General features: G+C 62.7%; 20 protein-coding genes. 4 read left to right on the top strand and 16 right to left on the bottom strand.

Annotation, left to right across the window (positions count from 1 at the left end):
- Positions 1-85: 85 nt before the first annotated feature.
- Complete coding sequence (gene gltA / locus PQR53_RS06185) at positions 86-1,384, bottom strand: citrate synthase (RefSeq protein WP_408451688.1); 1,299 nt, start codon at positions 1,382-1,384, stop codon at positions 86-88.
- Positions 1,385-1,815: 431 nt separating this feature from the next.
- Between gltA and PQR53_RS06180 the strand changes: the two genes are divergently transcribed.
- Positions 1,816-2,217 (top strand): hypothetical protein, encoded by a 402-nt coding sequence (locus PQR53_RS06180; RefSeq protein ID WP_408451687.1) that lies wholly within the window; start codon positions 1,816-1,818, stop codon positions 2,215-2,217.
- Positions 2,218-2,398: 181 nt separating this feature from the next.
- On the opposite strand, the gene PQR53_RS06175 is transcribed toward PQR53_RS06180, so the two are convergent.
- The 3 genes from PQR53_RS06175 to PQR53_RS06165 all read right to left on the bottom strand — a co-directional run bounded on the left by PQR53_RS06175 (position 2,399) and on the right by PQR53_RS06165 (position 5,272).
- Entirely contained in the window at positions 2,399-3,184 is a 786-nt protein-coding gene (locus PQR53_RS06175; RefSeq protein ID WP_408451697.1) for an alpha/beta fold hydrolase, read from the bottom strand.
- A gap of 183 nt (positions 3,185-3,367) precedes the next feature.
- On the bottom strand, positions 3,368-4,420 hold the full coding sequence (locus PQR53_RS06170; protein WP_408451686.1) for a rod shape-determining protein: 1,053 nt from the start codon (positions 4,418-4,420) through the stop codon (positions 3,368-3,370).
- A 192-nt stretch (positions 4,421-4,612) separates the two neighbouring features.
- On the bottom strand, positions 4,613-5,272 hold the full coding sequence (locus tag PQR53_RS06165) for an alpha/beta hydrolase (protein ID WP_408451685.1): 660 nt from the start codon (positions 5,270-5,272) through the stop codon (positions 4,613-4,615).
- Between the two features lie 315 nt (positions 5,273-5,587).
- Between PQR53_RS06165 and PQR53_RS06160 the strand changes: the two genes are divergently transcribed.
- Complete coding sequence (locus PQR53_RS06160) at positions 5,588-7,165, top strand: DHA2 family efflux MFS transporter permease subunit (RefSeq protein WP_408451684.1); 1,578 nt, start codon at positions 5,588-5,590, stop codon at positions 7,163-7,165.
- Between the two features lie 84 nt (positions 7,166-7,249).
- Here the strand turns inward: PQR53_RS06160 and PQR53_RS06155 are convergent, their stop codons facing one another.
- Complete coding sequence (locus PQR53_RS06155; RefSeq protein WP_408451683.1) at positions 7,250-8,002, bottom strand: AraC family transcriptional regulator; 753 nt, start codon at positions 8,000-8,002, stop codon at positions 7,250-7,252.
- Positions 8,003-8,150: 148 nt separating this feature from the next.
- Between PQR53_RS06155 and PQR53_RS06150 the strand changes: the two genes are divergently transcribed.
- Positions 8,151-9,065 carry a glutaminase gene (locus PQR53_RS06150; protein ID WP_408451682.1) on the top strand — a complete coding sequence of 305 codons (915 nt, stop codon included), beginning with the start codon at positions 8,151-8,153 and terminating at the stop codon, positions 9,063-9,065.
- 90 nt (positions 9,066-9,155) lie between these two features.
- Here PQR53_RS06150 and PQR53_RS06145 read toward each other — a convergent pair whose 3' ends face one another.
- From PQR53_RS06145 to PQR53_RS06095, 11 genes are all read right to left on the bottom strand, one after another.
- A complete protein-coding gene (locus PQR53_RS06145; RefSeq protein WP_408451681.1) occupies positions 9,156-10,022 on the bottom strand; it encodes an NmrA family NAD(P)-binding protein in 867 nt (288 codons plus the stop codon).
- A 232-nt stretch (positions 10,023-10,254) separates the two neighbouring features.
- Positions 10,255-11,787: a methyl-accepting chemotaxis protein gene (locus PQR53_RS06140; RefSeq protein ID WP_408451680.1), complete on the bottom strand. Its 1,533-nt coding sequence runs from the start codon at positions 11,785-11,787 to the stop codon at positions 10,255-10,257.
- Between the two features lie 13 nt (positions 11,788-11,800).
- Positions 11,801-13,402 carry an aldehyde dehydrogenase (NADP(+)) gene (locus PQR53_RS06135; protein ID WP_408451679.1) on the bottom strand — a complete coding sequence of 534 codons (1,602 nt, stop codon included), beginning with the start codon at positions 13,400-13,402 and terminating at the stop codon, positions 11,801-11,803.
- A 112-nt stretch (positions 13,403-13,514) separates the two neighbouring features.
- Positions 13,515-14,618 (bottom strand): Ldh family oxidoreductase, encoded by a 1,104-nt coding sequence (locus PQR53_RS06130; RefSeq protein WP_408451678.1) that lies wholly within the window; start codon positions 14,616-14,618, stop codon positions 13,515-13,517.
- Positions 14,619-14,692: 74 nt separating this feature from the next.
- Positions 14,693-16,030, bottom strand: coding sequence for an MFS transporter (locus tag PQR53_RS06125; RefSeq protein ID WP_408451677.1), 1,338 nt, complete (start codon positions 16,028-16,030; stop codon positions 14,693-14,695).
- A gap of 143 nt (positions 16,031-16,173) precedes the next feature.
- The gene (locus tag PQR53_RS06120; RefSeq protein ID WP_408451676.1) at positions 16,174-16,932 is read right to left on the bottom strand and encodes a ribonuclease activity regulator RraA; all 759 of its coding nucleotides are present in this window, start codon (positions 16,930-16,932) and stop codon (positions 16,174-16,176) included.
- 42 nt (positions 16,933-16,974) lie between these two features.
- Positions 16,975-18,186: a porin gene (locus PQR53_RS06115; protein ID WP_408451675.1), complete on the bottom strand. Its 1,212-nt coding sequence runs from the start codon at positions 18,184-18,186 to the stop codon at positions 16,975-16,977.
- Between the two features lie 146 nt (positions 18,187-18,332).
- The gene (lhgD, locus tag PQR53_RS06110; protein WP_408451674.1) at positions 18,333-19,529 is read right to left on the bottom strand and encodes an L-2-hydroxyglutarate dehydrogenase; all 1,197 of its coding nucleotides are present in this window, start codon (positions 19,527-19,529) and stop codon (positions 18,333-18,335) included.
- A gap of 154 nt (positions 19,530-19,683) precedes the next feature.
- Positions 19,684-20,385, bottom strand: a complete 702-nt coding sequence (locus tag PQR53_RS06105) for a FadR/GntR family transcriptional regulator (protein ID WP_408451673.1) — start codon at positions 20,383-20,385, stop codon at positions 19,684-19,686.
- A gap of 323 nt (positions 20,386-20,708) precedes the next feature.
- Positions 20,709-22,094 (bottom strand): MFS transporter, encoded by a 1,386-nt coding sequence (locus PQR53_RS06100; protein WP_408451672.1) that lies wholly within the window; start codon positions 22,092-22,094, stop codon positions 20,709-20,711.
- 89 nt (positions 22,095-22,183) lie between these two features.
- Positions 22,184-23,350 (bottom strand): M24 family metallopeptidase, encoded by a 1,167-nt coding sequence (locus PQR53_RS06095; protein ID WP_408451671.1) that lies wholly within the window; start codon positions 23,348-23,350, stop codon positions 22,184-22,186.
- Positions 23,351-23,538: 188 nt separating this feature from the next.
- Here PQR53_RS06095 and PQR53_RS06090 point away from each other — a divergent pair, with 188 nt between their 5' ends.
- Complete coding sequence (locus PQR53_RS06090) at positions 23,539-24,534, top strand: LysR substrate-binding domain-containing protein (protein ID WP_408451670.1); 996 nt, start codon at positions 23,539-23,541, stop codon at positions 24,532-24,534.
- Positions 24,535-24,545: the final 11 nt, after the last annotated feature.

Here is a 24,545-nt window from a genome sequence, read left to right as displayed (position 1 = left end):
TACACAGACAAAGCCCCGCGCAGGCAACGAGCTCAAACAAAACCCAACGCCGCAGCCAGACAACCCAAAAACGCCGAACGGCAAATCACCGCCTGGCAAGCGGCCGAGCCTGCCGTTGAGTCTCTCCGACAAACAACTGCCGCGGCCGCCCGATCTTCTGTTCCGGATCAGCAATCATCTCATTCCACTGCGCAATCCACCCCACCGTCCGCGCCATCGCGAAGATACAGGTAAACATAGCTGTAGGAATCCCCAACGCCCGCTGCACGATCCCCGAATAAAAATCCACATTCGGATAAAGCTTCCGCGAAACGAAGTAGTCATCCTCAAGCGCGATCTTCTCAAGCGCCATCGCTAGCTTGAACAACGGGTCATCATGCAGCCCCAGCTCTTCCAGCACTTCATGACAGGTCTCACGCATCAGCTTCGCACGCGGATCATAATTCTTGTACACGCGGTGGCCAAATCCCATCAGCTTCACGCCCGAATCCTTGTCCTTCACCTTCGCAATGAACTCGGGAATGTTGTCGACCGAACCAATCTCTTCCAGCATATTCAACGCCGCTTCATTCGCGCCGCCATGCGCCGGTCCCCACAAGCACGCAATGCCCGCCGCAATACAGGCAAACGGATTCGCACCCGACGAACCGGCTAACCGAACCGTCGAGGTCGACGCATTCTGCTCGTGATCCGCATGCAGAATCAAAATACGATCCAGTGCGCGCACCAGCACGTCATTGACCTCATACTCTTCCGCCGGATTGGCAAACATCATCCGCATGAAATTCGCGCTATACGACAACTCGTTGTTCGGATAAACAAACGGCTGCCCCACGGTGTACTTGTACGCCATCGCCACCAGCGTCGGCAGCTTCGCGATCATGCGAATCGCGGATACGTCGCGATGCTGCGGATTGCTGATGTCAAGCGAGTCGTGATAAAACGCCGACAACGCGCCGACTGCCGCCACCAGAATCGCCATCGGGTGCGCATCACGGCGGAAACCGCGGAAAAAGAAGTGCATCTGCTCGTGCACCATCGTGTGCTGCGTCACGGTATGGACGAACTCTTCCTTCTGCTGCGCATTCGGCAATTCGCCCTTCAGCAACAGATAACACGTCTCGAGGAAGTCAGCGTTTTGCGCCAGATTGTCGATCGGATAACCGCGATACAGCAGCTCGCCCTTGTCACCGTCGATATACGTGATTTCAGAATTGCATGCCGCCGTGGACATGAATCCCGGGTCGTAGGTGAACTTGCCGGTCTGGCCGTACAGCTTGCGAATGTCGATGACATCCGGCCCGAGCGTGCCCTGATAAACGGGCAAATCAATCGTCTGGTCGCTGTCCGAAAAGCTCAGCGTCGCGTGTGTCTTCGAGTTCATCTACACGTTCCTTTTACTTTCACATCGCACACATGCCGGCATGCTCGATCGTCGGATCGCCGCGTGGCATGCTCAGGCTCCGCTTCGCATTCTACGGTCCGTAAGGGCTTTGATTGCGCCGATTGACCGCAACAATCCATCTCGGCTCGCGCAACATTCGTTGTCTGAAAGATGCGTGTAATCGCCCGAAACAGGTAGAAACATGCACCAGTGCGCGCGTGGGAACGCGTTCGGTCCGCTCAATGGCATTGTCAGCCAAATGAAGCCTGGTACGCTTACTGCAACAATGTTTTGCGGCAGCCAGGCTGCACAAGCACGGCCGCTCTGCGATACTGACCCCGTGTTTTGCTTCCCCTGCGAACACATCGCTGTTTTTGCCCGCCGTCCAACGGCGGGCTTTTTTCATCAGCTAGAAGAACAGGAAGGACCAGATGAATGCCTCTCTCGAAACGCTGTTTCCGGATCACGTCCACAACGAAGACAACATCGTCACCGCGCTGAATCATCAGGACATCGTCGTGGCGTTGTCGGCGGCGCTAAAGACGCAAGACGTGGCGGTGCTGCATATGCTTTATCCGCGTACGGATGCGCGCACCCACCGCAGTCTCGATGCGCTCGTGAACGTGCTGCACGGCCATGGCCTGCATGAAGTCGCGGATCTGATCGCGCAGGAGGCGCACTATCTGCTGTTCAAAGATCCTGTGAAGGCATGGAAAGCCTTCCACGAAATTCGCAACGACTCGCTCGCGATTGGCGTGCATCTGTATTACCACGGCCTCGTCGGCGAAGCCGCGGAACGCGCGCTCGATAAAGACGCCCATCGCAAAGCTTGAACTTCACCCGTTGAGCAAGTGCAAGTACTGCGTGCTCAGTTCCGGGTGCTGAGCGCGGCTCGCACGAATCGCCTTGAGGCAAGAAGCATCAATTCATTGCAGGCTTCTTGCACGACCGTTGCCCATTCAGTGGCGCACCCTGGCGCGCGAATCAAGCACTCAATGTCACGTCACGCGTTTATCAAACGTCCACTGAACGAATGAACTCGTCGACGTAGCGATTGAACGCCGCCGGATGCGCGAGGTTCATCCCGTGCGAGGCACCGCGCACCGTTTCGCGGCGCGCATCCGGCAGCCATGTTTGCAGCGCCGTCGCAGTGCGGCGGAACATGTCTGGACTCTTTTCACCGTCGATCAGCAGCACCGGGCAGCGCACTTCAGCCGCCTGCTCCGGTACGTAAGCGGGCAATGGGTCGCGGAATTGACGCGCAAGCGTGTGCGCGTTGTCGGTCGCCATCCTGCGAAAACCGGGCGTGCTCATCGCCCAGAAACCGGGCCGGCTTACCGAATCGACGAAGAGTTGCAAGCCGGCTTCCACTTCGCCTGTTTCGATCAGTTGAGCGGCTTTCGCGCGCAAGGCGTTGACGGTCTCGGGCAAACTCGCGGGCGCTCGCCCGGCGATCTGCAAGGGGCCACCCGGATCGGCGAGCGTCAGCGTACGCACGTACTGTGGATGGCGTCGCCCGAAATGAAACGCTACGCAGCCGCCACGCGAATGCCCTACTACATGCGCCGGCCCGGCGCCAAAACGATCGATGAACTCAGCCACGTCGTCCGCATGTTCGCTCCAGCTGAACGGCTGGTCGGGCTCGGTATCCGTCACCGGCCAGTAGTGCGTGAGACTCACCGCAACGCAGCGGTACTGCGTCGACAGACCCGCGAGTTGCGGTTGCCAATAACGGTAGTCGCACAGCGAGCCGTGCACGAACAGCAGCAGCGCGCCAGCGCCCGCCTCCACATACGGCATCCGCAAGCCGCTATGCAGTTCGATAAAAGACGGGGATGCGGGCGAGGACGAAGCGGAAACAGATTGATTCACAGGTGGTTCACGGACGGCGCGGCAACGCCTGAATACGGCGACGCCGGCTGGAAATGGATTCGAGGAAGAAATCGTGGCCGCGTCCCTGCCCCGCAAACGTCCCGTGCCGGATCACTCGTACGCGCTGTCATCGAGCAAGCCGGCGGCAACCGCCGCGCCCGCGCCGCGCACCGCACAGGTGAGCGGTTCGTCGGCGACGTGGACGTCGAGTCCGAGTTCGTTGGTCAGACGCCGGCCCAGATTGCCGAGCAGCGCGCCGCCGCCGGTCAGCACAATACCGCCGTGCGCGATATCCGTCACCAGTTCGGCAGGCGCCGTTTCAAGCGCGCGTTTCACGGCGCCGATCACCTGACGCAGCGGACCATCGATCGCCTCGGCGATATCGTGGTTGCTCAATTGAACCGTGCGCGGCAAGCCGTCGTCGACGCTGCGCCCGGTCGCGTTCATATGCTCGACCGGCACGTCGCGCACAGCCGAACCGATGCCCTTCTTCACGTGTTCGGCGGTTTGCTCGCCGAGCAACACGCCATACAGGTTGCGCACATAACTAACGATCGCCATGTCGAAACTATCGCCGCCCACGCGAATCGAGCCGCTATACGCGAGACCGCCTAGCGAGATCACACCGACTTCGGTCGTGCCGCCGCCGATGTCGACCACCATCGAGCCGATCGCCTCCGACACCGGCAAGCCCGCACCGACCGCCGAGGCCAGCGATTCGCCGATCAGACTGACCTTCCACGCGCCGGCCGCCACCGCGGCCTCCTTGATCGCGCGACGCTCGACCTGGGTCGCGCCCTCCGGCACGCACACGGTGAATGCGGCGCGCCTGCTGAACAGCGGCCGCGGGCGGGCCATGTCGACGAATTGTCGGATCATCTGCTCAGCGGCGGAAAAATTGGCGATCACGCCATGGCGCACCGGCCGCACGGCCTCGACGTTGCCCGGCGCGCGACCGAGCAGCTGACGCGCTTCGGCGCCCACTGCCGCCACGCGCTTGTGCCCGGCGGCAGGCTCTTTCTGGAACGCCACGACGGACGGCTCGTTCAGCACGATGCCGCCGTTGTCGGTATAGATGAGCGTGTTGGCCGTACCGAGGTCAACTGCCACGGAATGACGGAACAGTCGATCGAAAAGCGGGTAATGCGGCGTCGGTCTGGCCATAGGAAGGCTCTGATATGTCGTTATCCGCCCATTCCGGGCAGTCTGGAAAATGCGCCCCCGGTCACCCCGTGCCGCGTGGTACGCCCGGATGGGCGTTGCGCGTTCCGCGCGGCGGAGGTGATTTTCATACTAATGAGCAGTTAACGGCAAGCAAAACAGAATCTTTAGGGCCACTTTTCAATTTCAGGCCAGTTAATCGCGTGACAACGCGCCCAGCGCATGCTCCAACGCCCGCTTGCCGAGCTCGACGCCGTCCGCGTTGATCGTGTGTCCGATCCCGGGCAACGCGTAGGCGTCGACCGTGTAGCCGGCGTTGCTGAATGCATCCGCGGCGTATTCCAGTTCCTGTACCGGGATCACTTCGTCGTCTTCGCCGTGCACGAGCGTGAGCGGTGTGCCATTCTGCGCGACGATCACCGAGGCGAGCCGCCCCGAATACGCGACCACGGCGGCAGCGCCTTCCGCGCTGGCCGCCACGTGATGCAGCGCCATGATCGAGCCTTGTGAGAAACCCACCAGCGCAAGCCGGCCGAAAGGTGCCTGCCAATACGTCAGTTCCGCTTCGAGCATGCGGCGCAAAGCCGGATAGGCCGCGGCGACACGCGCCTCGCGGTTGCCTTCGTTGACATCGCGCAGGCTGAACCATTGGCGTCCGCCGAAGCCGCCGTCAAAAGCATCGGTGCCGTCGAGCGAAGTGAACGCCACGTCCGGCAGACTCTCGCTCCAGATGTCCGCGAGCGGCATCAGATCGCGCGCATTGCTGCCCACGCCGTGCATCAGCACCACCAATGCCTTGGCGGGCATTGTCGCCGGCGCGCGCCGCCAGCCGTGTTCGAATTGCTCCCACGCCATATTCAACTCCTCTTTGTGCTCGCTGTATTCCCGGTTCGGGTTTCCGCACGCGTAGCCAGGCATCCGTCGACGTGCTGCCGTCTTGCCTACGCACGCCGCAACGCCTGGCTCCATGCAGCCTCAGCCGGGAGCATACGCTGCCGGAGGGGTTTGCGCGGTCGCCGCTGCGTGGGTCGGACCTGCGTGGGTCGCGACGCCAAAACCCGAATACAGGTATGCTTTTGCGAGCATTCGCCGGGTTGTCCGATTCGCTGCCCGTGGAGTGAATAGAACGCCTGTATAGAACATCCGTCGCACCGCAATCCGGAGAACCGTTTGAGCCAGCCCCCTTCCGCGCCCGCTGCCACGCCGCCCGCACCACCGCCGCCGCTTCAAGGCGGCAAACTGGTTCTGGCGACCATCGCCGTCGCGCTCGCCACTTTCATGAACGTGCTCGACACGTCGATTGCGAACGTTGCGATTCCAACCATTTCGGGCAACCTCGGCGTCTCGGTCGATGAAGGCACGTGGGTCATCACGGTGTTCGCCGCCGCCAACGCCGTCTCGATTCCGCTGACCGGCTGGCTCACGCAACGCATCGGCCAGGTCAAGCTGTTCGTCGGCGCGATTCTCATGTTCGTGCTGGCGTCGTGGCTTTGTGGCATTGCGCCCACGCTGCCGATCCTGCTGGTCGCGCGGATTTTCCAGGGCGCGGTGGCCGGCCCGCTGATTCCACTCTCGCAAGCGATTCTGCTCGGCTCATATCCCAGGGAGAAATCCTCGACCGCGCTCGCGCTATGGGCAATGACGGCCACCGTTGGCCCGATTGCGGGCCCGGCGCTCGGCGGCTGGATCACGGATAGCTATAGCTGGTCGTGGATCTTCTACATCAACATCCCGGTCGGTATTTTCGCGGCCGGCGTCACGTGGATGATCTATCGCACCCGCGAATCGGCAACCCGCAAGCCGCCCATCGACGTCATCGGGCTCGGTCTGCTGATTACGTGGGTCGCGTCGCTGCAGATCATGCTCGACAAGGGCAAGGACCTCGACTGGTTCTCGTCGCCGGTGATCGTGATTCTCGGTATTACCGCCGTGATCAGTTTCGCTTTCTTCCTCGTGTGGGAGTTGACCGAAGAGAATCCGATCGTCGATTTGCGGCTCTTCCAGCAGCGCAACTTTCTCGGCGGCACGATTGCGATTTCAGTAGCGTACGGCGTGTTCTTCGGCAATCTGGTGCTGCTGCCGCAATGGATGCAGGAGTATCTGAACTACCGCTCGGTCGATGCCGGTCTGGTTACCGCGCCGCTCGGCATCTTCGCGGTGCTGCTTGCGCCGGTGATGGGCCGCGTGCTGCCACGCTCGGACGCACGCATCATTGCGACCCTCGCGTTTATCGGCTTTGCGATCGTGTTTTATATGCGTTCGAAGTACGTGATCGAAATCGATACCTGGCATCTCGTGCTCCCCACGCTGCTGCAAGGCATTCCGATGGCGCTTTTCTTCGTGCCGCTGACTGCGATCATTTTGTCCGGCCAGCCGCCGAACAAAATTCCTGCCGCCGCGGGCCTGTCGAACTTCGCGCGGGTGTTTTGCGGCGCCGTGGGCACCTCGATCGCCGGCAACGAGTGGAACAACCGCACGGTGCTGCACCATGAACGGCTCACCGAGCAGGCCAGCGTCAACAACCCATTGTTTAACCAGCAGATCGATTCGACCCAGTCACTGCTGCATCTGAATCCGCAATCGGCGCATGCGCTGTTCGATTTCACCGTGAACACCCAGGCCGCGATGATGGGCCTGAACGACATTTTCTTTGTGTCGGCGATCATTTTCATTCTGATCATTCCGCTGATCTGGATTACAAAGCCGGCCAAGGGCGGCGGCGGACCGGATGCAGCGGGCGCGCACTGATAGCGGTGTTTTCAGTCGTGGCGATTCCATGCGATGACGACGGGTCACAGCGATTCAGTCGACGCAGACGCAAAGGGCGCGGGGTCAGCGGAAATAGCGTGCGGGCGTGTCGCCGAAGGTATCGCGGAACACCGCGATAAATGAAGAGACGTCGTTGTAGCCGACCTCGAGCGCCACCTGCGTGACGCTCGCCCCGGCGCCCAGCCGCTCCAGCGCAACCAGCAGCCGCAATTGCTGCCGCCACTGGCCGAAGGTCTGCCCGGTCTCCTTGACGAAGAGGCGTGCCGCCGTGCGCGAGGTCACGCCGGCGCTCGCCGCCAGATTGTCGAGCACCGCCGGCTCCGCCACGTTGATGTTCAGCGCCTGGGCAATCCGCTGAATGCGTGGATCGCGTGGCCATTGCAGCGCGAGAGGCGCCGTGGGTAATCCGGACAAGCGGTCCAGCATGACTTGTAGAAGACGCTCAGCGGGTTCGTCGAGCGGTGGGTCGAGCGGCAGATCGGCCGCGGCATCCAGCAAAGCTTCCGCCAGGCGGTCGAGCGCCAGCGCAACGTTTTGCGCGGGGAGCGGCGCGGCGTCCGGCGCCGCATACAGCGTATAGAGCCGCACAGGCTCGGCAGCGGACAGGCAATGCGGCGTGTTCGCCATCAGCCAGAGTCCATGACCGGGCGGCACGACCCATCGGCCGGTTTCGGTGCGCACGGTCAGCACGCCGGCGCCCACGTGGATCAAGCACACGCGACGATAGGCGCGCCATAGCTCGTCCAGCGCGTCGTAGCGCTCGTCGACTACGAATACCGGACGCTCGACGCCGTCCGGATCGAAGGCTTCCGCCATAGTTGTCCGTTTTGCCCGGTTGCGATGAGAAATACAGCAAGATTAGCATAGCAGTTGCGAAACGCCGCTCCAGCCCGTCAGCGTCTCGCCGCGCGAACAATGGGCGCCAGGTTGCCAGTAGAATTGCCGCTTCAGCGGTCCGAGCCCAATGAACTACGCATCCATCCTCGAACAGATTCATCGCGATCTTCAACCTTATCTGGGCAGCGGCAAGGTCGCCGATTACATTCCCGAACTCGCGAACGTCCCGGCCGGGAGTTTCGGCATGGCGATCATCACGGCCTCGGGCGACGTGTTCCGCACTGGCGCCGCCGACACGCGCTTTTCCATTCAGAGTATTTCGAAGCTATTCGCCTGCACGATGGCGTTCCGGCTGCTTGGCGACGAACTCTGGCAACGCGTGGGGCGCGAGCCGTCCGGCAACGCCTTCAATTCATTGGTCCAGCTTGAAGCCGAACACGGCAAGCCGCGCAATCCGTTCATCAACGCAGGCGCACTGGTCGTCACCGACGTGCTGTGCCGCCGTTTCGTGCAGGCCGAAACGGCGCTGGTCGAATTCATGCGGCGGCTGACGGGCGAAACCAGCATCAACTACGATTCGCGCGTCGCGCTCTCGGAGTTGCAGCACGCCCACCGCAATCGTGCGATGGCGCATTTCATGGCGAGCTTCGGCAACATGGAAATGCCGCCGGAAGTAGTAGTCGACGCTTATTGCCGGCAGTGCGCGATCTCGATGAGCTGCATCGAGCTGGCGAAGGCGGCGCTGTTTCTGACCAATCATGGTGTTGTGCCCGCCACTGGCGAGCGGATTCTCGATACGAGTTCCGCCAAACGGCTCTCGGCACTGATGCTGACCTGCGGCACCTATGACGCGGCGGGCGATTTCGTCTACCGGGTCGGCTTGCCGGCGAAAAGCGGCGTGGGCGGTGGGATCGTGGCGGTGCTGCCGGGCGAAATGGCCGTGTGCGTGTGGTCGCCGGGACTCGACAGCAACGGCAATTCGCTGGCAGGGGTGCTGGCGCTGGAGTGGTTGACGACTTATACGGGGCAGTCGATTTTTTGATTCGTGCCTCAACGGCGGCGACATGGCGAGCTTATCTGTTGTTCCTATCCTCGCCCTGCGCCGCCTCCCTCGATTGAACGCTCGCCTGATTCAGGCGCGCTCGACCAACTCCGCGAACACCGTCTGATAAGACGTCCCGCCGACCACTCTCTCGTTCACACCGTCTTCGAAATCGATCCAGCCCGAATTGAAACCGTCGATCATCTCGATGCGCGGCGCGGGCGAGGACGTGCCTTGCGACTGGAACAGCGCCTCCCACTGATCGCGCGGCACCGCCTGGGCTTTCACCGACCGGCCAAGCACGTCGCCTAACATCGCGGCGATTTCGGTTTGCGTATAACGCTGGGGCCCTTCGATCTCGATTACGCGGCGTCCCTGCCACGACTGAGCAAGTGTCTCAGCGATCACGCGGCCGATATCCGCAGTGGCGATCATCGGATAGGCACGCTCGAGCGGTTGCAGAAAGCTCGGCATCACGCCCGTTTCGCGCGCGGGCGCGATGTCCCACAGCGAGTTCTCCATGAACCACGCGGGCCGCAAGATCGCTGTCGGGATGGGCAGATCCGCGAGCGCTTCTTCGAGAATATGCACCTGCGTGATGAGACCGAGACCCGACTCGCGCTGGCCGCCAATCGACGAGAGCGCCACGACGCGCTCCGGCCTCGCCTTCATCAGTGCCGCTTTCAGCGCCGCCGCCGCTGCGTGCGCATTCGGATAGCCCGGCTGCGGTGCGAAGTTCGGCGCCACCATGACGAAGACGCCCGCCGTGCCGCTGAACGCCGCAGCGAGCGCGTCCGACTCTTCGAAGGACGCGATTGCCACTTCGGCGCCCCGCTCCGTCCACTCCGCCGCCTTGTTTTTGTCGCGTAACACGGCGCGCACGGCATGCCCCGCGTCCAATAAAGCGCGTGCTGCCGCGCCGCCTACTTGCCCTGTCACACCAGTGATTGCATACATGCTCGCTGCTCCCTGAATGCGGCCCATGCCGCGCTGAGCAACATTCTCGGTGCTTTTTATTGATTTCACGAGAGCATGGATGTCATTAATTTAATGACTTCATGGCATTAAATGTCCCCATCCGATGCCCCGCGATGCTATGCAGAAACACCAGGGGATCCGGCCGAATCGGGCACTCGTATGTCACTTCGATACTGCGCAATTCCGCGGTGGCTGTGAGTCTAGCCCGGGCCTAAATCCTGAACACCGCCACCATCTCTTTCAACATTCGCGCCTGTTCGTCGAGCGACTGCGCCGCTGCTGCAGCCTCTTCGACCAGCGCGGCGTTGTTCTGCGTAACCGAATCCATTTCCGCGACGGCGTCGGCGACCTGCTCGATACCCGTGCTTTGCTCCGTCGAAGCAGCCGATATCTCGTCCATAATGTCCGCCACGCGCCGCACCCCGGTGAGGATCGCCTGCATGCGGCCGCCTGCCTCGGTTACCAGCGTGCCGCCCGCCTGTACTTTTTCGCTCGACGTCTCGATCAGCTCCTTGATCTCTTTCGCCGCAGCCGACGAGAGCTGCGCCAGCATGCGCACCTCGGCGGCCACCACCGCGAAGCCGCGTCCTTGTTCTCCGGCGCGCGCAGCTTCGACCGCTGCATTGAGCGCCAGAATATTGGTCTGGAACGCGATGGCATCGATAATCGCGATGATGTCGCGGATACGTCCCGAGCTCTGGTCGATTTCTTTCATCGTCGTCACCACCTCGCCCACCACGGAGTTGCCATGATTGGCCATGTCCGCCGCATTGGCAGCAAGAGCCAGCGCCTGACGTGCATTCTCGGCGTTTTGCCGGACCGTGCCGGTCAGCTCTTCCATGCTGGCCGCGGTTTCCTGTAACGACGCAGCCTGCTGTTCCGTGCGTGCGGACAGATGGAGATTGCCTGACGCGATCTGCTGGGCGGCCGTGGCGATGGCATCGCTTGCGTGACGCACCGTTGTGACGGTGCTTACGAGGCCGTCGCGCATTTGCGAAAGACCGTGCAGCAGCATGCCCATTTCATCGTGCGAACGCGCTTCGATCCGTTGCGACAGATCGCCCGTCGCGATCCGGTTGAAGTGTTCCAGCGCCTCACCGAGCGGACGGCCGATCGCGCGGCGCAGCGACACGAAGGTGAAGACACCGCCGAGCAGCCCAAATACGACGGAGGCGATCGTTATTGCGCGAAAGCGCCGGAAACTTGCCTCCGAGTCATCGTACTGTGCCTTTGCCCGATCGCGTTGAAACTGCTTGAGATCAGCACTCACCGTGACATAGTCCGTATTGGCCAGCGCGATTTTCTTCAACGCGACCTTGACGGCCGCATCATCCATGCCCTTGACCGAATCCGCAAAAGCATCGAGTTGGTTCTGCACGTGGCTACGCCTGGCATTGACCGCGGCGGCAAGACGGTTTTCATCCGATGTGGCAGGCAAGGCCAGATACTTCGTCCACGCCTCCATACCCTGCCCTTTGAGCATGCGGTAAGTGGCAATGTCTTTCTCGACCGTCGGGGCGGCCGGATCGAAAGCGATCCGGTCGACGGTCGTGCGCTCGCGGCTGATCGCGAGTTCCGCGTCGCCGATCAGCCGCGTGCTGGCGAGCTGGTTCGTATAGGTCTCGCGGTTGGCGTCGTTGCTGCGCGCCATACCCGTTACGCCGAGTGCGCCGATTGCCGTCAGCAGCACGGACAGAAAAAGTATCGCGGCGCCCAGACGCGCGCGTATCGACAGTTTTGACATCACGCGAACGTCCTTAGCGACCGGCGGCACAATCAAGAGAACGCTGGGTCATCTCTCCATTGACGAGCCGCATCAGATTGAGCGGATTGGCATTCTTCAGTGCGTCGGGCAACAACTCGTCCGGATAGTTCTGGTAGCACACCGGCCGCAGGAAACGGTCGATCGCGAGCGTGCCGACCGAGGTGCCGCGCGCATCGGAGGTCGCGGGCCACGGGCCGCCGTGAACGATCGCGTCTGACACCTCGACGCCGGTCGGATAACCGTTTACCAGCAGACGGCCGGCCTTTTCCTCGAGCCGTTCGATCAGCTTGCGGTGCGACTGCAGATCGCCGGGCGATGCGAATAGCGTGGCCGTCAACTGACCGCGCATCGCCGACGCGAAACGCAGCAAATCTTCCGCGCTGCCGAGTCCGACCACGATCGTGGCCGGTCCGAAGATTTCTTCTTCGAGCGGCCGGCTCGGATCGAACAGCAACGCGGCGTCGGCGACGAACAGATGTGCGGCGCCTTGCTGAGTTTCACCTTGCGCGGACGCGTGCAAGGTAATGCCTGCGTGATTCGACGCACGTTCGAGGCCCGCGCGGAAGTTGGCGAAGATGCCCGGATTCAGCATGGTCTGCGGCGCCTGCCGCTCGATCGCCTTGCCGAGGCTGTCGATAAATGCGCTGAATTGCGGCGAACGCACACCGAGCACAAGGCCCGGACTTGTGCACAGTTGGCCGCAACCCGTCGCGACCGAGGCCGCCAGTTCATTGGCAAGCGCCGCGCCGCGCTCCTGCAGGGCACCGTCCAGCACAAACACCGGATTCACACTCGACATCTCCGCGAACACCGGAATCGGTTGTTCACGCGCCGCCGCAAGATCGCATAGCGCCCGGCCGCCGCGCAGCGAACCGGTAAAGCCAACCGCCTGAATGCCAGGCGCCTGCACAAGGCGCGCGCCGACGCGCTCGCCATAGATCATGTTGAAGGTCCCTACCGGCATGCCGGTGCGTCGCACCGCGCGCTCGATTGCGTCCGCCATACGCTCCGACGTCACCAGATGGCCGGAGTGCGCCTTGACCACGACCGGGCAGCCGGCAGCCAGCGCGGACGCAGTATCGCCGCCAGCAACGGAGAACGCCAACGGAAAATTGCTCGCGCCGAACACCGCAACCGGACCGACGCCGATCCGGTATTGCCGCAGATCGGGACGCGGCAGTGGTCGCCGCTCAGGCAATGCCTGATCGATGCGCGCGCCGTAGAAATCACCCCGGCGCAAAACCTTGGAGAAGAGCCGCATCTGGTTGCTGGTGCGCGCCCGTTCACCGACGATACGCGCATTCGACAACGCGGTTTCGCGCATCACGTCGGCAATGAAATCGTCACCGAATGCGTCGATCTCCGCCGCAATTGCGTCGAGGAAATCCGCACGAGCGCTCGCGGGCAGCGCCCGATAACGCGGGAATGCTGCCGCCGCAGCCTCCGCGGCTGCGTCGATTTCAGCGTCGGTCGCCTGGGAAAACGCCACCGGATAAGCTTCGCTGGTCGATGCCGAGAGACTGTGCAACGAGATATCGCCACGCGCGCTGCGCTGGCCGCCGATGTAGTTGTGGCCGAGAATGGTTGCTGTCACTTGGTTTTGTGCTCGTTGTAATTGGCGTGGTAAGCAGCGCTCGCAGGTCTTCGCGCTACGCGCGCCGCTGTGGTCAGGGTCGCGAGACTCAGCCCGCGCCTCGACCTCAAACTCAAACAGTCAGCAGGAAAGGCGCGCCCGCGGACTGTGCGACTTCGCGGATCTTCTCGCGCAACGAATCGGGCATCGGAATGCCCTCCGCGCTGCGCGCAACGCGCGTGAGACGCTCAGGGTCCCCAGGGATCAATACAGGCTGCGACGGGTCGGCGGGCTGGCTTTCGCGCAGCGCGTCGATTACCGCGTCGAGATCGGCGTGGTATTCCTCGATAGGACGGAACGCCGCCGGATTCATCGCAAGGAAGAAATGGCCGATGTTGTCCGGCTCATCGCTCTTTTGCGTGCGGTTGCGCACGGGCGAGAACGAACCGCCCCCCAGCGTGCTGCCGAGAATCTGAGCGAACAGACCGAGGCCGTAGCCCTTGTGACCGCCGAGTGTCTTGCCGTCGCCGCCCAACGGCGCGAGGCCGCCACCGAGGCGCTCGAACAGCAGCCGGTAGGCTTCGGCCGAGTCGGTCAGCGGGTTGCCGTTCGCGTCGAGCGCCCAGCCCGGCGGCAACGGCTTGCCCTGCAACGCGTACACCTTGACCTTGTTCGACGCGACCACGCTGGTCGACACGTCGAGAATTACCGGCGGATGCCGGCCCGCCGGCGTGGCAAAGGCGAACGGATTGGTGCCGAGCATCGGCTCGGCCCCGAAAGTGGGCACCACCGTTGCAAGCCGGGTCGAGCACGACACCATCGCGATCAGTCCGCGTTCAGCCGCCATTTCCGCGTAGTAGCCCGCCGCGCCGAAATGCTGCGAGTTGAACACGGAGACCGCGCCCATATCGCACGCCAGCGCTTTCTCGATGGCCAGCTCCATCGCCATGCGCGAGGTCGGATGCCCCATCGCCGCATTGCCGTCGATCAGCGCGGTGGTCGCGGTCTCGCGCACGATACGCGGGCTCGCCTTCATGTCGATCTGACCGGCGCGATACAACTGGTCGTAGAACATCAGCATCGAGATGCCGTGCGAGTCGATGCCCTTCAGATCGGAATCGATCAGGATGTCGGCCGAAGCCGCGACCTGCCTGGGCGACATGCCCCAAGCTTCAAGGATGACCTCGATTTGCTGCCGTGCGATTGCGGCCCCGACGCGGGGCATAGTGTCTGCCATGACTGACCTGCTAAACGAAAGAATTGAATCGAAAAAAATGGGCTGGCGTGTTGCGTTGAGTTAAGCGTCAAACGTTATTGCGCGGTGGACATGGCCTCCGGTCCGCCGCGGCCGGCGAGACCAAGCCGCAACCAGACCACCGCTGCGCCGGTGCCGAGCAACAGCAGGCTAACGGCGGGCACGAGCATCGGCGCGGACGTGCTGCCCGTTACCTTGCCGACCCACGGCATGATGTTCTGTGCAAGAAAACCGCCAACGCTCGAGCCCGCCGCGATGACCGCGAGCGCCGCCGCGTCGCCCGCACCCTTCATGAACGAGGCCGGCAGCAAGCGTGGCGGCAATGCCCAGAAACACGGGATCATCAGATACAGACACGGTGCGCCGAGCGAGAGCGCCGCGAAACGCACCGCATTGCTGAACGGCCCGACGCTGGCGACGAAGCACAGAATGCCGAGCAGTGCTGCGCAGAACGCTGCGATCAGCACGCGGCGCGGCGTTTTCAGACGGCGCGGCAACCACAGCAGCATCAGCGATGTGACGAACCACGGAATCATGTTGAGCATGCCGTTGACGCTGCTCGTCACGCCGAAGCCTTTGACCAGGGTCGGCAGCCAGTACGCGATGCCGTAGATCGCGATGGAGATGGTTCCGTACCCAACGCTAAAGAGCCCCACCGTAACAAGCGCGGCCAATGACCAGCCACCGCCGCTGGCAAGGCGTGCCGCGGGCGGATCCGCGCGCAGCCGGCTTTCGACGACGTCTTTCTCGCGGGCCGTCAGAAAGTTGGCGGACTGCGGGCCATCGGGCAGGCAGTACAGCGTGACGAAGGTCAGCAGCACGGCAGGCGTGCCGGTGGTCAGGAACACCCACTGCCAGCCGGCGAGGCCGGCTAAGCCATGCAGTTCCAGTGAGAAACCACCGATCAGCGAGCCGAGCATGTTGCCCATACTGCTGCCGAGCGTCAGCAAGCCGATGATGCCGGTGCGCTGCCGCTCAGGAAACCACATGCCGAGATAGAGAATAATCCCCGGATAAAGGCCGGCTTCCGCAGCGCCGAGCAGAAAGCGCAGGATCTGGAACGCCGATGCCGAAGGCGTCCACGCGAGCAGGAGCGTCGCGACGCCCCACGTGAACATGATCCGCGAGATCCAGCGGCGCGCGCCAAAGCGATGCATCAGCAGATTGCTCGGCACCTCGCATACCAGATAGCCGATGAAGAACAGCGACGACGCAAAGCCGTACGACGCCTCGCTCATCTTCAGGCTGCTCAGCATCTGCAGTTTGGCGAAGCCGATATTGGCGCGGTCAATGTACGCGACCAGGAATATCGCAATCAGCAGCGGCACGAGCCGCCACGCTATGCGCGTAAAAAGTTGTTCTTCACTGCTTCGATCGGTCACTGTCGTCTCCATGCCGGACCGCCTTTTGCGCGGTCCGTCGTAAATGCTGATACGGGTGGCTTCGTACGGCCTCGCCACTCGGAATCATTGGTTAGAGCGGCCACCGGCGCTCGCGCGACTGCATCATTGCGCGGCGCAGATGCCCATTTCCCTGCTTACAGGCCAGCCCCGTTTGCAGACGGGCTCTTTTTCCATGCTTCGAAGTTGGCGCGCGTCGCTTCGTCCGGCGGGTACAGCCCGAAGGTCGAGCGGCCAGCGCGCACCTGTGCGTCGACCCAGTCTTCGAATACCGTCATCGCGGCCGCTTCTTCAGCGATCTCGTTGGCCAGATGCGCCGGCACCACCACAACCGCTTCCGCATCGCCGACGATGATGTCGCCCGGATACACCGCCACGTCACCGCACGCGATCGGCACGTTCAGATCGACCGCATGGTGATGGATCAGGTTGGTCGGCGCCGACGGCCGCGCCTGATAGCATGGAAAGTCGAGCTTCTGCAGATCCGGCGTATCGCGAAAGCCGCCGTCGGTGACCACGCCGGCCACGCCGCGCATCATCATCCGCGTAATCAGAATGCCGCCTGCCGATGCCGCACGCGCGTCCTTGCGCGAATCGACCACCATCACGTGACCAGGCGGAATCTCCTCGACGCCGCGGCGTTGCGGATGGCTGCGCTCCGAGAACACGCCGATGTGATCGAGATCTTCGCGGGCCGGAATGTAGCGCAGCGTGTACGCTTCGCCAACCATGCGCGCGGCCGCCGGGTTGACCGGCAGCACGCCTTGCACGCAAACGTTATGAAGGCCGCGCTTGAAAAGCGCAGTGGTCAGGGTCGCCGTGCTGACGTTGCGCAAGCGGGCGCGGTTCTCGTCAGTGAGTGGGCTCGGGATAGTCACTGCGGTCGCTGAGGTCACAGATTTGCTCCTGGTTTCGGTGAAGTGGTGGCCGGCCGGGCGTCAGAACTTGTGGCGGATCGCGAAACGCACCGTCGCCTGCTGGTTACCCGACGCGGGCGTCAGGCCATTGAGCGAGGCGCGCGCTGCATGCCCGGTCGAATCGGTGCCCGACGCGTGCTGCAAAACGCCGATCAGATAGAAGTCGGTGCGTTTGGAGACGATGTAGTCGGCACTCAGCGAGCCCTGTTGGTACTTCGCGTGATTCGCGCCGCCGCCGTCGGTGTAGTTGTAGGCCGCGCCGAATGAGAGCGCCGGCGTCAGTTGATACTGGAAGTTGACTTCCGCGCTGTTGAAGCTCGCGGTGCCGCCCACGCCAGCCGGATTGAGCGCCGACACCGCGCCGCTCAGATTCTTGAATTTCGTGTTCGAGTAAATCCCGCCCAGAGTCGCAGCGCCGATCACGTATGTGGCGCCGGCGCTGATGATCTCTTCGCTTTGCGCCGAGGCATAGCCGTTGATCACCGGCGAGCTGCCGAAGTTGTTGGTGGCCGCCGTCGCGCCGACTGCCGTGCCGAAGAAAGAGGCATTCGGATTGCGCGCATTCAGGTAGCCGACGCCGACCGTGAGCGGTCCGCGAGCGTAACCGGCGCCGAGCGAGTAGATCTGGTTGCCGGCCATGCTGCCCGGCACGCCGCCGAAGCTATACATGCCTTCCGCGGTCAAGCCTCCATAGCTGGCCGTGCGGTACTTGACCGCGTTGTTCACGCGATTGGTGTTGTTGAGGTTGTCGAGGTCGCCCGGATGCGCGCCGACGCTGCCCGAGAACATTGCGCTCGGCATCAGCGGATGGATGTAGTCGACCACCGGATCATACTGACGGCCGAGCGTGACCGTGCCGTACGGGCTCGAAACCCCCACATACGCCTGGCGGCCGAACAGCAGCGAACCCTGGCCCATCTTGCCGTTGTTCACGTCGAAGCCGCTTTCGAGCAGGAAGATCGCCTTCATGCCGCCGCCCAGATCCTCACTGCCGCGCAGGCCCCAACGGCTGCCGCTCAGAATGCCGCTCGAGAGGCTGTACAGGTTGTGGCCCTGGCCCCGGCTCGTTTGTACGTTGCTCGTGTAGTTGACGCCCTCGTCAATAATGCCGTACAGCGTCACGCTGCTTTGCGCGTGAACCGATGTCGACGCTGCCGCGCCGGCAATCGCGGCGAATGCGAATGCCACGTGTGCGGCGAGAGGTTTCGAAGAGGTTGCGAGGGACTTATGCACTGCGAGGTCTCCAGTCATTTTTTTCAATGCAGAGATGGATTGCGCTTTGCCGATGCACGGCGGACGCAACAGAAAATCCAACGAGGCGATGCCTCGTCGGCGGAAACGGTGTCGCTCAATGAGCGCGCGATGGGTGTGCCAGTCGGTTACGCGGCCTTCAGAATGCGATCGGCGATCATCGAGCCGATCGGCATCGCGGAAGTCGCGGCCGGCGAAGGCGCGTTGCACACGTGCACCATGCGCGGCGTGTCGGCGAACAGGAAGTCGTGCACCAGCGTGCCGTCGCGCATCACGGCTTGCGCGCGAATGCCGGCTTCATAAGGCAGCAGATCGTCGACCGTCAGCGACGGGCAGTATTTGCGGCACTGCTCGAGATAACCGCGCTTGAACAGCGAGTTCTTCATCTCGCCCATGCCGGAGCCCAGGTTGTGCCAGATGGTCTTCCAGAAACCGGGGAAAGCGGCATATTCGGCGACGTCGCGCAGATTCACGGAAAGCTTCGGATAGTTTTCGCGGCCGAAACCGAGCACCGCATTCGGTCCGACTGTCACGCTACCGTCGATCATCCGAGTCAGATGCACGCCGAGAAACGGCAGATCCGGGTCGGGAATCGGATAGATCAAATGACGCACCACGTCGTTCTTCGAGGCCGGCAAGCGGTAGTACTCGCCGCGAAACGGCACGATCTGGTGATCGATTTTCACGCCCGCGAGCCTGGCTAGCCGGTCCGATTGCAGACCGCCGCAGACCACCAGCTTCTTCGCCTGCCATTGCTGTTCCTCCGAGGCGCCGACGGTGACGTAATTGCCCAATTCGGCAATCGACGTGACCTGCGTGCCGAGGCGAATTTCGCCGCCTGCTTTCTTGATGACGCGCGCCATCGCTTCGCATACCTGACGGTAATCGACGATCCCGGTCGCATCGAGGAACAGGCCACCCAGACCAACGATATTCGGCTCACGGCGCTGCAACTCGGCGGCGTCGAGCCGCTCGACGCGCAAACCGTTCTGTTGCGAGCGCGCGTACAGCGCTTCCATGCGCGACAGTTCGAGCGGATTGGACGCGACCAGCAGCTTGCCGCACACCTCGAACGGAATGGCATGCTCCGTGCAGAACTGCTTGGTTGCCTCGGCGCCGCGCTTGCACAACTCCGCCTTCAGGCTGCCCGGCTGGTAGTAGATGCCCGCGTGAATCACGCCGCTGTTGTGCCCCGTCTGATGCTTCGCGAGCGCGGTCTCCTTCTCGAGCAGCAGCAGCGAAGCCGTGGGCTCCCGCTGCAGCAACTCCATCGCCGTCGCGAGACCCACAATGCCGCCACCGATGATGCAAAAGTCATAAGTCATGTTTTTCTTCTTCGCTTCTACTTTGCGGATTCAGCTTGCTAAACGCTTTCTCATCCGCTTATCAGGTTGTCAGACTAATTAGCCAAAAAAAGAACATCGCCTCACGGGCTTGAGCGCAGGGCCGCGAAGGGCCACGCTGCCTGCCCCGCTACCGTCAATCGCTAGGGGGTAACTCGATTTTCTGGCGTTTGGCTGCTGCGCGCAGATGCCGCTCAGCCGATTCGGCGGCGCCCCGATGGTCGCCGCGCTCGATAGCCTCGTACAGCTCGCCGTGCTCCTGGCGCGCGTAGTCGCCCGCATGGCTCGCCGTGTTGGCCCACTGCGCGCGACGCACCGCCACCAGTTGGCCGCGCAGGAAATCGTGGAACGCGACGAAATACTCGTTCTTGGTGGCTGCGGCGATGGCCCGGTGAAACGCGACATCGGCCGCGGAAGCCGCGTCGAAATCAAGGCGTTTCTTTTCCATCTCGCGGATCGCATCGCTCATACGCTTCAGATCTTCCGGGTTACGTCGGCGCGCCGCGGTCATCGCCGCCTGCGTTTCGATCCACAGACGCATTTCGAACAATTGCGCAAGATCCAGCTTCTGCTTGCCGCCGCTCGGCAGCCGGAAAACCGTGCCCGATGGCGTTTGCGAAATGAACGACCCTGCGCCGCGCCGGGCAACCAGTACGCCGTCCGACTTCAGCTGCGCGATTGCCTCGCGCACGACTGAGCGGCTCACGTTGAGCCGTTCCGACAGTTGCTGCTCCGTTGGCAGGCGCGACTCGGCAGGAAAATGACCAGCATCAATTTCCGCGCGAAGTGCGCTTACCACACGCTGCACAAGCGAATCGGGACGTTCAAGCTCAAGCATCAACAGGATCTCGTTTTGATCAGGTTGTCAGACAATACCGAGTTACTCTAACAGTGTCAAGCGCTGGCCGAATTCCAACGCTCACCGACCGCGCATAACATTCTGTTTAGCGCTGCGCCGCAGGCGCAGACTGTGCACGCCACCGGACCGGCCGTGCCGCTGTCCCTAACCGCCGCCCCCTGTATCCGATCCGCGATTGACCTGGCCAACGAGGCGTCCATTCAACCCGCGTTAGCGACTCGACGATCGCTGCGCGCCGGCTGCCGCGCCGGCACCGCAAACGGCCAGGTCATACACGGCATTGCAGCCGGATCGATTTGCGCTCAGCGCGGCAGAGGATGCGGCGAGTGAGCGGACGCACGCGCGCCCAGCGCTGCAGCCGCTTCATCTTCCGGCTCCGCGGACAGATCCCGCCTGAAAGTCTCGGCGAGGAAAAACGCGCACACCAGGCTCAGCAACCCCGTCGCCGCGATATAGATCGAAATGGGCAGCGTGTGGCCATACGTGGCGAACAGATACGTGGCGATCAATGGCGTCGGTCCTGACGTGATGATGCCGGCGATCTGATACGGCAGCGACGCACCCGTATAGCGCACCCGCGTACCGAACAGTTCCGCAAACCACGTCGATTGCACGCCGTACACCGACGCCTGGCTCAACGCGATACCGCAGACGTACGCCACGAAAATCAAGGTCGGATTGCGTGTCTCGAGCAATGGAAAGAACGCGAATCCATAGATCGCGACGAACACCGCGCCGAGCATGAAGACAGTCCGGCGTCCGATCACGTCCGACAGTTTGCCGAACAGCGGCAGCGTGATCAGCGCAAACGCGCAGCCCACAATGATGGCGTTCAGCAGTAGCCCACGCGATAAGCCGAGCCGCGTCGTTCCGTAGACCAGCACGAACACGTTGATCACGTTGAAGGTAATGTCGACCGCGAAGCGCGTGCCGATCGTCAGCACGAGGTCTTTCGGATGCCGGCGCAGCAATTCGATCAGCGGCGCCTTCACGACCTGCTTGCTCGCCTTGATCTGTTCGAATACCGGCGACTCCATGACGCGCAGGCGGATGAACAGGCCGATCGCGATCAGCGCGACGCTCAGCAGGAACGGCAGGCGCCATCCCCATGAATAGAACGCGTCTGACGGCATACTCGACACGGCTTTGAACACCGCGGTCGAGAGCATCAGCCCGAGCGGCACGCCCAATTGCGGGAACGCGCCGAAGTAACCACGCTTCCTGGCCGGCGCCGTTTCGACCACCATCAGCACCGCGCCGCCCCATTCGCCGCCGACGCCGAGCCCTTGCAGGAAGCGCATCGCCACCAGCAGGATCGGCGCCCAGACGCCGATCGAAGCGTAAGTCGGCAGCAGGCCGATCACGAAGGTGCCGACGCCCATGATTGTCAGTGTCGCGACGAGCGTCGCCTTACGTCCGATGCGGTCGCCAAAGTGCCCGAAAAACACGGCGCCGAAAGGCCGTGCGAGATAGCCGACCGCAAAACTGCCGAACGCCGCGATGGTGCCGACCACCGGATCGAACGAGGGGAAGAACAGCTTCGCGAAGACCAGCGCCGAAGCGGTGGCATAGAGAAAAAAGTCGTACCACTCGATGGCAGTCCCGACCACCGAAGCGACCAGCACACGGTTGACGGCCGCACGGCTGATAACCTGCGCGTTGCCGGATGAAACGGGCGATGTATTCATGTCTCCTCCCTTCTCTGGGAATCTATGTTTTGAACTACTGCGCGTCGGCGGCGCGGGGCCGCCGGCAAGTTACGATAAATTTACTGTGTTCACCAGTGCAGTTCCATCGGGAACTGGTCGAGCGTTTCGACGCCGCCCGAGGTCAACCGCACGATACGTTCCGTGCGCAAGCCGCCGACGTTCGGCACTGTGATCGTCGCCTTCAGGGTAAAGACCATGTTTTCCTGCAGCACGGTCTTGTTGCCCGGCCCGATCCACGGCGCTTCTTCTTCCGGGTCCATGCCGGTGCCGTGACCGGTACCATGGCCGCGCGCTTCGCTCGAGTATTGCTCGTAGTTCGATTTCACCAGCGCCTGCTGGATCACCGCGTTCAGTTCCATCGCCGCCATGCCGGGACGCGCGGCGGCAAGCCCCGCTTCGACCGCGCGCGCCGCTGCCGCGACGATCGCCATCTTCTCGGGACTCGCCGGACCGTAGGTGAAACCGCGTCCGCCATCGGCCACGTACCCACGATAACGCGCGCCGATGTCGGTCATGATCAGGTCGCCCGATTGCAGGATACGGTCGGTGGGGCGAGCCAGGTTATACGCCGAGCGCGGACCGGATTGCACCATCGAATCGAACGCGGTCCGGTCTGCGCCTCCCGCGAGCATCGCGCGGTCAGCGATAAGAGCGAGTTCACGCTCGGTATAGGGACGGCGGTCGGCGAGCGCGTCGCGAATCGCGGCCATCGCCGAATCGGTCAAGGCGGCGGCTTTGCGCATCAGGGCTACTTCGGCGTCGCTTTTGATCGCCTTGATTTCGGCCAGCACCATGGTCGGTTCGAGTTTCAGTTCGCCGAGACCGGCGCTCAGGCGCTGCAACAGGTCCGCGGGGATATAGGCGGCGCCGGCAAGGCCGACCGTGCCGCTGCGGTGCCGCGCTGAAAATGCCTGCACCTGTTGCGTGACCTCTCGCAGGCTGCGCACCTCGAAAGCGGTCACGCTCGTCGCGTAGTCGAAGCATTGATCCGACACGAAGAGAACCGGGTCGCCGTCCACGGGCAGCAGCAGGATCGCGTTGGCGATGTCCGATACGCCGTCGAGCGGACGGAACTCCGTAAAGTAGCCGATGTTCGCGCCACGCCAGCAATCGCCGAAGGCGAGCAGGCCAACCAGGCCCGCCTTGTCGAGTGCGCTGCGGACCTTGGCGACGCGGCCGAGGAACTCGTCGGTGGTGATGCCTTCCGGCGGGATGTCTGCGGTACGGATGTTCATTGCTTTCTTCGTCTCCTGTGCGGCTGCATGCGCGGATGCTGGATGCAGCCGGTCTCGATGCCCATGATGGGAATCCGCCCCGCCTTGGAATGCAGGACGTCTTCCGCATAGTAGAATCGATCGATATTCTTTTATAATGAAAAATAACTCAAAATCTATATCGATTAGGAATACATGGAGGCGACATTGTGACCGCGACCATTCATCCGGACAACAGCACGGCAGCCATCGCGGCGGGCCGCTTCGACCCCACGCGTCTGAAGACACGCCAATTGGCCCTGATCGTTCAGCTCGACATCCATCGCTCGGTGTTGCGCGCGGCGGACGCCGCGCACATGACGCAGCCCGGGGCGACCAAGTTGCTGCGGGAACTGGAAGACACGATGGGTGTGCAATTGTTCGAACGGCATCCGCGCGGTGTCGAGCCCACCTGGTACGGCGAGGTGCTGATCCGCCATGCACGCAGCGTGCTGGCGGAGTTGCAACACGCGTACGACGAAGTGTCCGCGCTCAAAGCCGGCCTGACCGGGCAGGCGATGATCGGCACCGAGGTCACGGCGGCCACCAACCTCGTGCCGCAGGCGGTGGCGCTGCTCAAGAAGCGCTTTCCGCAGATTCGCATCAACATCGAGATGGAGTTCAGCGAGGTGCTGGTGCAGCGTCTGCAGGAAGGCAAGCTGGATATGATCGTCGCGCGAATCCGCAATCCCGACGATCTCGCGGAACTGCACTATGCCCCGCTCGCAGAAGCACAGCACGCGCTGTTCGCACGCGCTGGCCATCCGCTCGTCAAGCGCAAGACGCTGAGCTGGAACGAACTGGCGCCGCAAACGTGGATCTTGCCGCCGAAAGGCAACGTCATGCGCAATCAGATCACGCAACTTTTTCTCGAACGGCAGCTCGCGTTGCCGACGGATGTGGTCGAGAGCTCGTCGCTGCCTGTCATCACGAGTCTGCTGCAGATGAGCGATATGATCGCGCCGCTTGCGCGCGAGCCAGTGCGGCCGTATTGCATTGCCGGTGCACTCGAACCACTACCGTTCGAACTCGATCTGAAGCTCGGACCGGCGGGCATCGTCACACGGCGCGGCGAACGGCTTTCGCCGGGCGCGAGGGCGATGCTGCAAGCGCTGCGCGAGGCCGCCGGATTCGACACTCAAGGCCCCGATGCCGACAGCGATTGACCTGCAGCAAC

The sequence above is a fragment of the Paraburkholderia fungorum genome (genome assembly GCF_046027605.1).
GTDB classification, from domain to species: Bacteria; Pseudomonadota; Gammaproteobacteria; order Burkholderiales; family Burkholderiaceae; genus Paraburkholderia; species Paraburkholderia fungorum_F.
Note: the sequence above shows the minus strand (reverse complement) of the source record. Positions and strands in the feature narration are given on the sequence as shown.

Excerpts from the sequence above, each read along its gene's own strand:
- gltA (WP_408451688.1), bottom strand. The coding sequence starts at position 1,384 with ATGAACTCGAAGACACACGCGACGCTGAGCTTTTCGGACAGCGACCAG.
- PQR53_RS06180 (WP_408451687.1), top strand. The coding sequence starts at position 1,816 with ATGAATGCCTCTCTCGAAACGCTGTTTCCGGATCACGTCCACAACGAA.
- PQR53_RS06175 (WP_408451697.1), bottom strand. The coding sequence starts at position 3,184 with ATGCCGTATGTGGAGGCGGGCGCTGGCGCGCTGCTGCTGTTCGTGCAC.
- PQR53_RS06170 (WP_408451686.1), bottom strand. The coding sequence starts at position 4,420 with ATGGCCAGACCGACGCCGCATTACCCGCTTTTCGATCGACTGTTCCGT.
- PQR53_RS06165 (WP_408451685.1), bottom strand. The coding sequence starts at position 5,272 with ATGGCGTGGGAGCAATTCGAACACGGCTGGCGGCGCGCGCCGGCGACA.
- PQR53_RS06155 (WP_408451683.1), bottom strand. The coding sequence starts at position 8,002 with ATGGCGGAAGCCTTCGATCCGGACGGCGTCGAGCGTCCGGTATTCGTA.
- PQR53_RS06150 (WP_408451682.1), top strand. The coding sequence starts at position 8,151 with ATGAACTACGCATCCATCCTCGAACAGATTCATCGCGATCTTCAACCT.
- PQR53_RS06145 (WP_408451681.1), bottom strand. The coding sequence starts at position 10,022 with ATGTATGCAATCACTGGTGTGACAGGGCAAGTAGGCGGCGCGGCAGCA.
- PQR53_RS06140 (WP_408451680.1), bottom strand. The coding sequence starts at position 11,787 with ATGTCAAAACTGTCGATACGCGCGCGTCTGGGCGCCGCGATACTTTTT.
- PQR53_RS06130 (WP_408451678.1), bottom strand. The coding sequence starts at position 14,618 with ATGGCAGACACTATGCCCCGCGTCGGGGCCGCAATCGCACGGCAGCAA.
- PQR53_RS06125 (WP_408451677.1), bottom strand. The coding sequence starts at position 16,030 with ATGGAGACGACAGTGACCGATCGAAGCAGTGAAGAACAACTTTTTACG.
- lhgD (WP_408451674.1), bottom strand. The coding sequence starts at position 19,529 with ATGACTTATGACTTTTGCATCATCGGTGGCGGCATTGTGGGTCTCGCG.
- PQR53_RS06105 (WP_408451673.1), bottom strand. The coding sequence starts at position 20,385 with ATGCTTGAGCTTGAACGTCCCGATTCGCTTGTGCAGCGTGTGGTAAGC.
- PQR53_RS06100 (WP_408451672.1), bottom strand. The coding sequence starts at position 22,094 with ATGAATACATCGCCCGTTTCATCCGGCAACGCGCAGGTTATCAGCCGT.
- PQR53_RS06095 (WP_408451671.1), bottom strand. The coding sequence starts at position 23,350 with ATGAACATCCGTACCGCAGACATCCCGCCGGAAGGCATCACCACCGAC.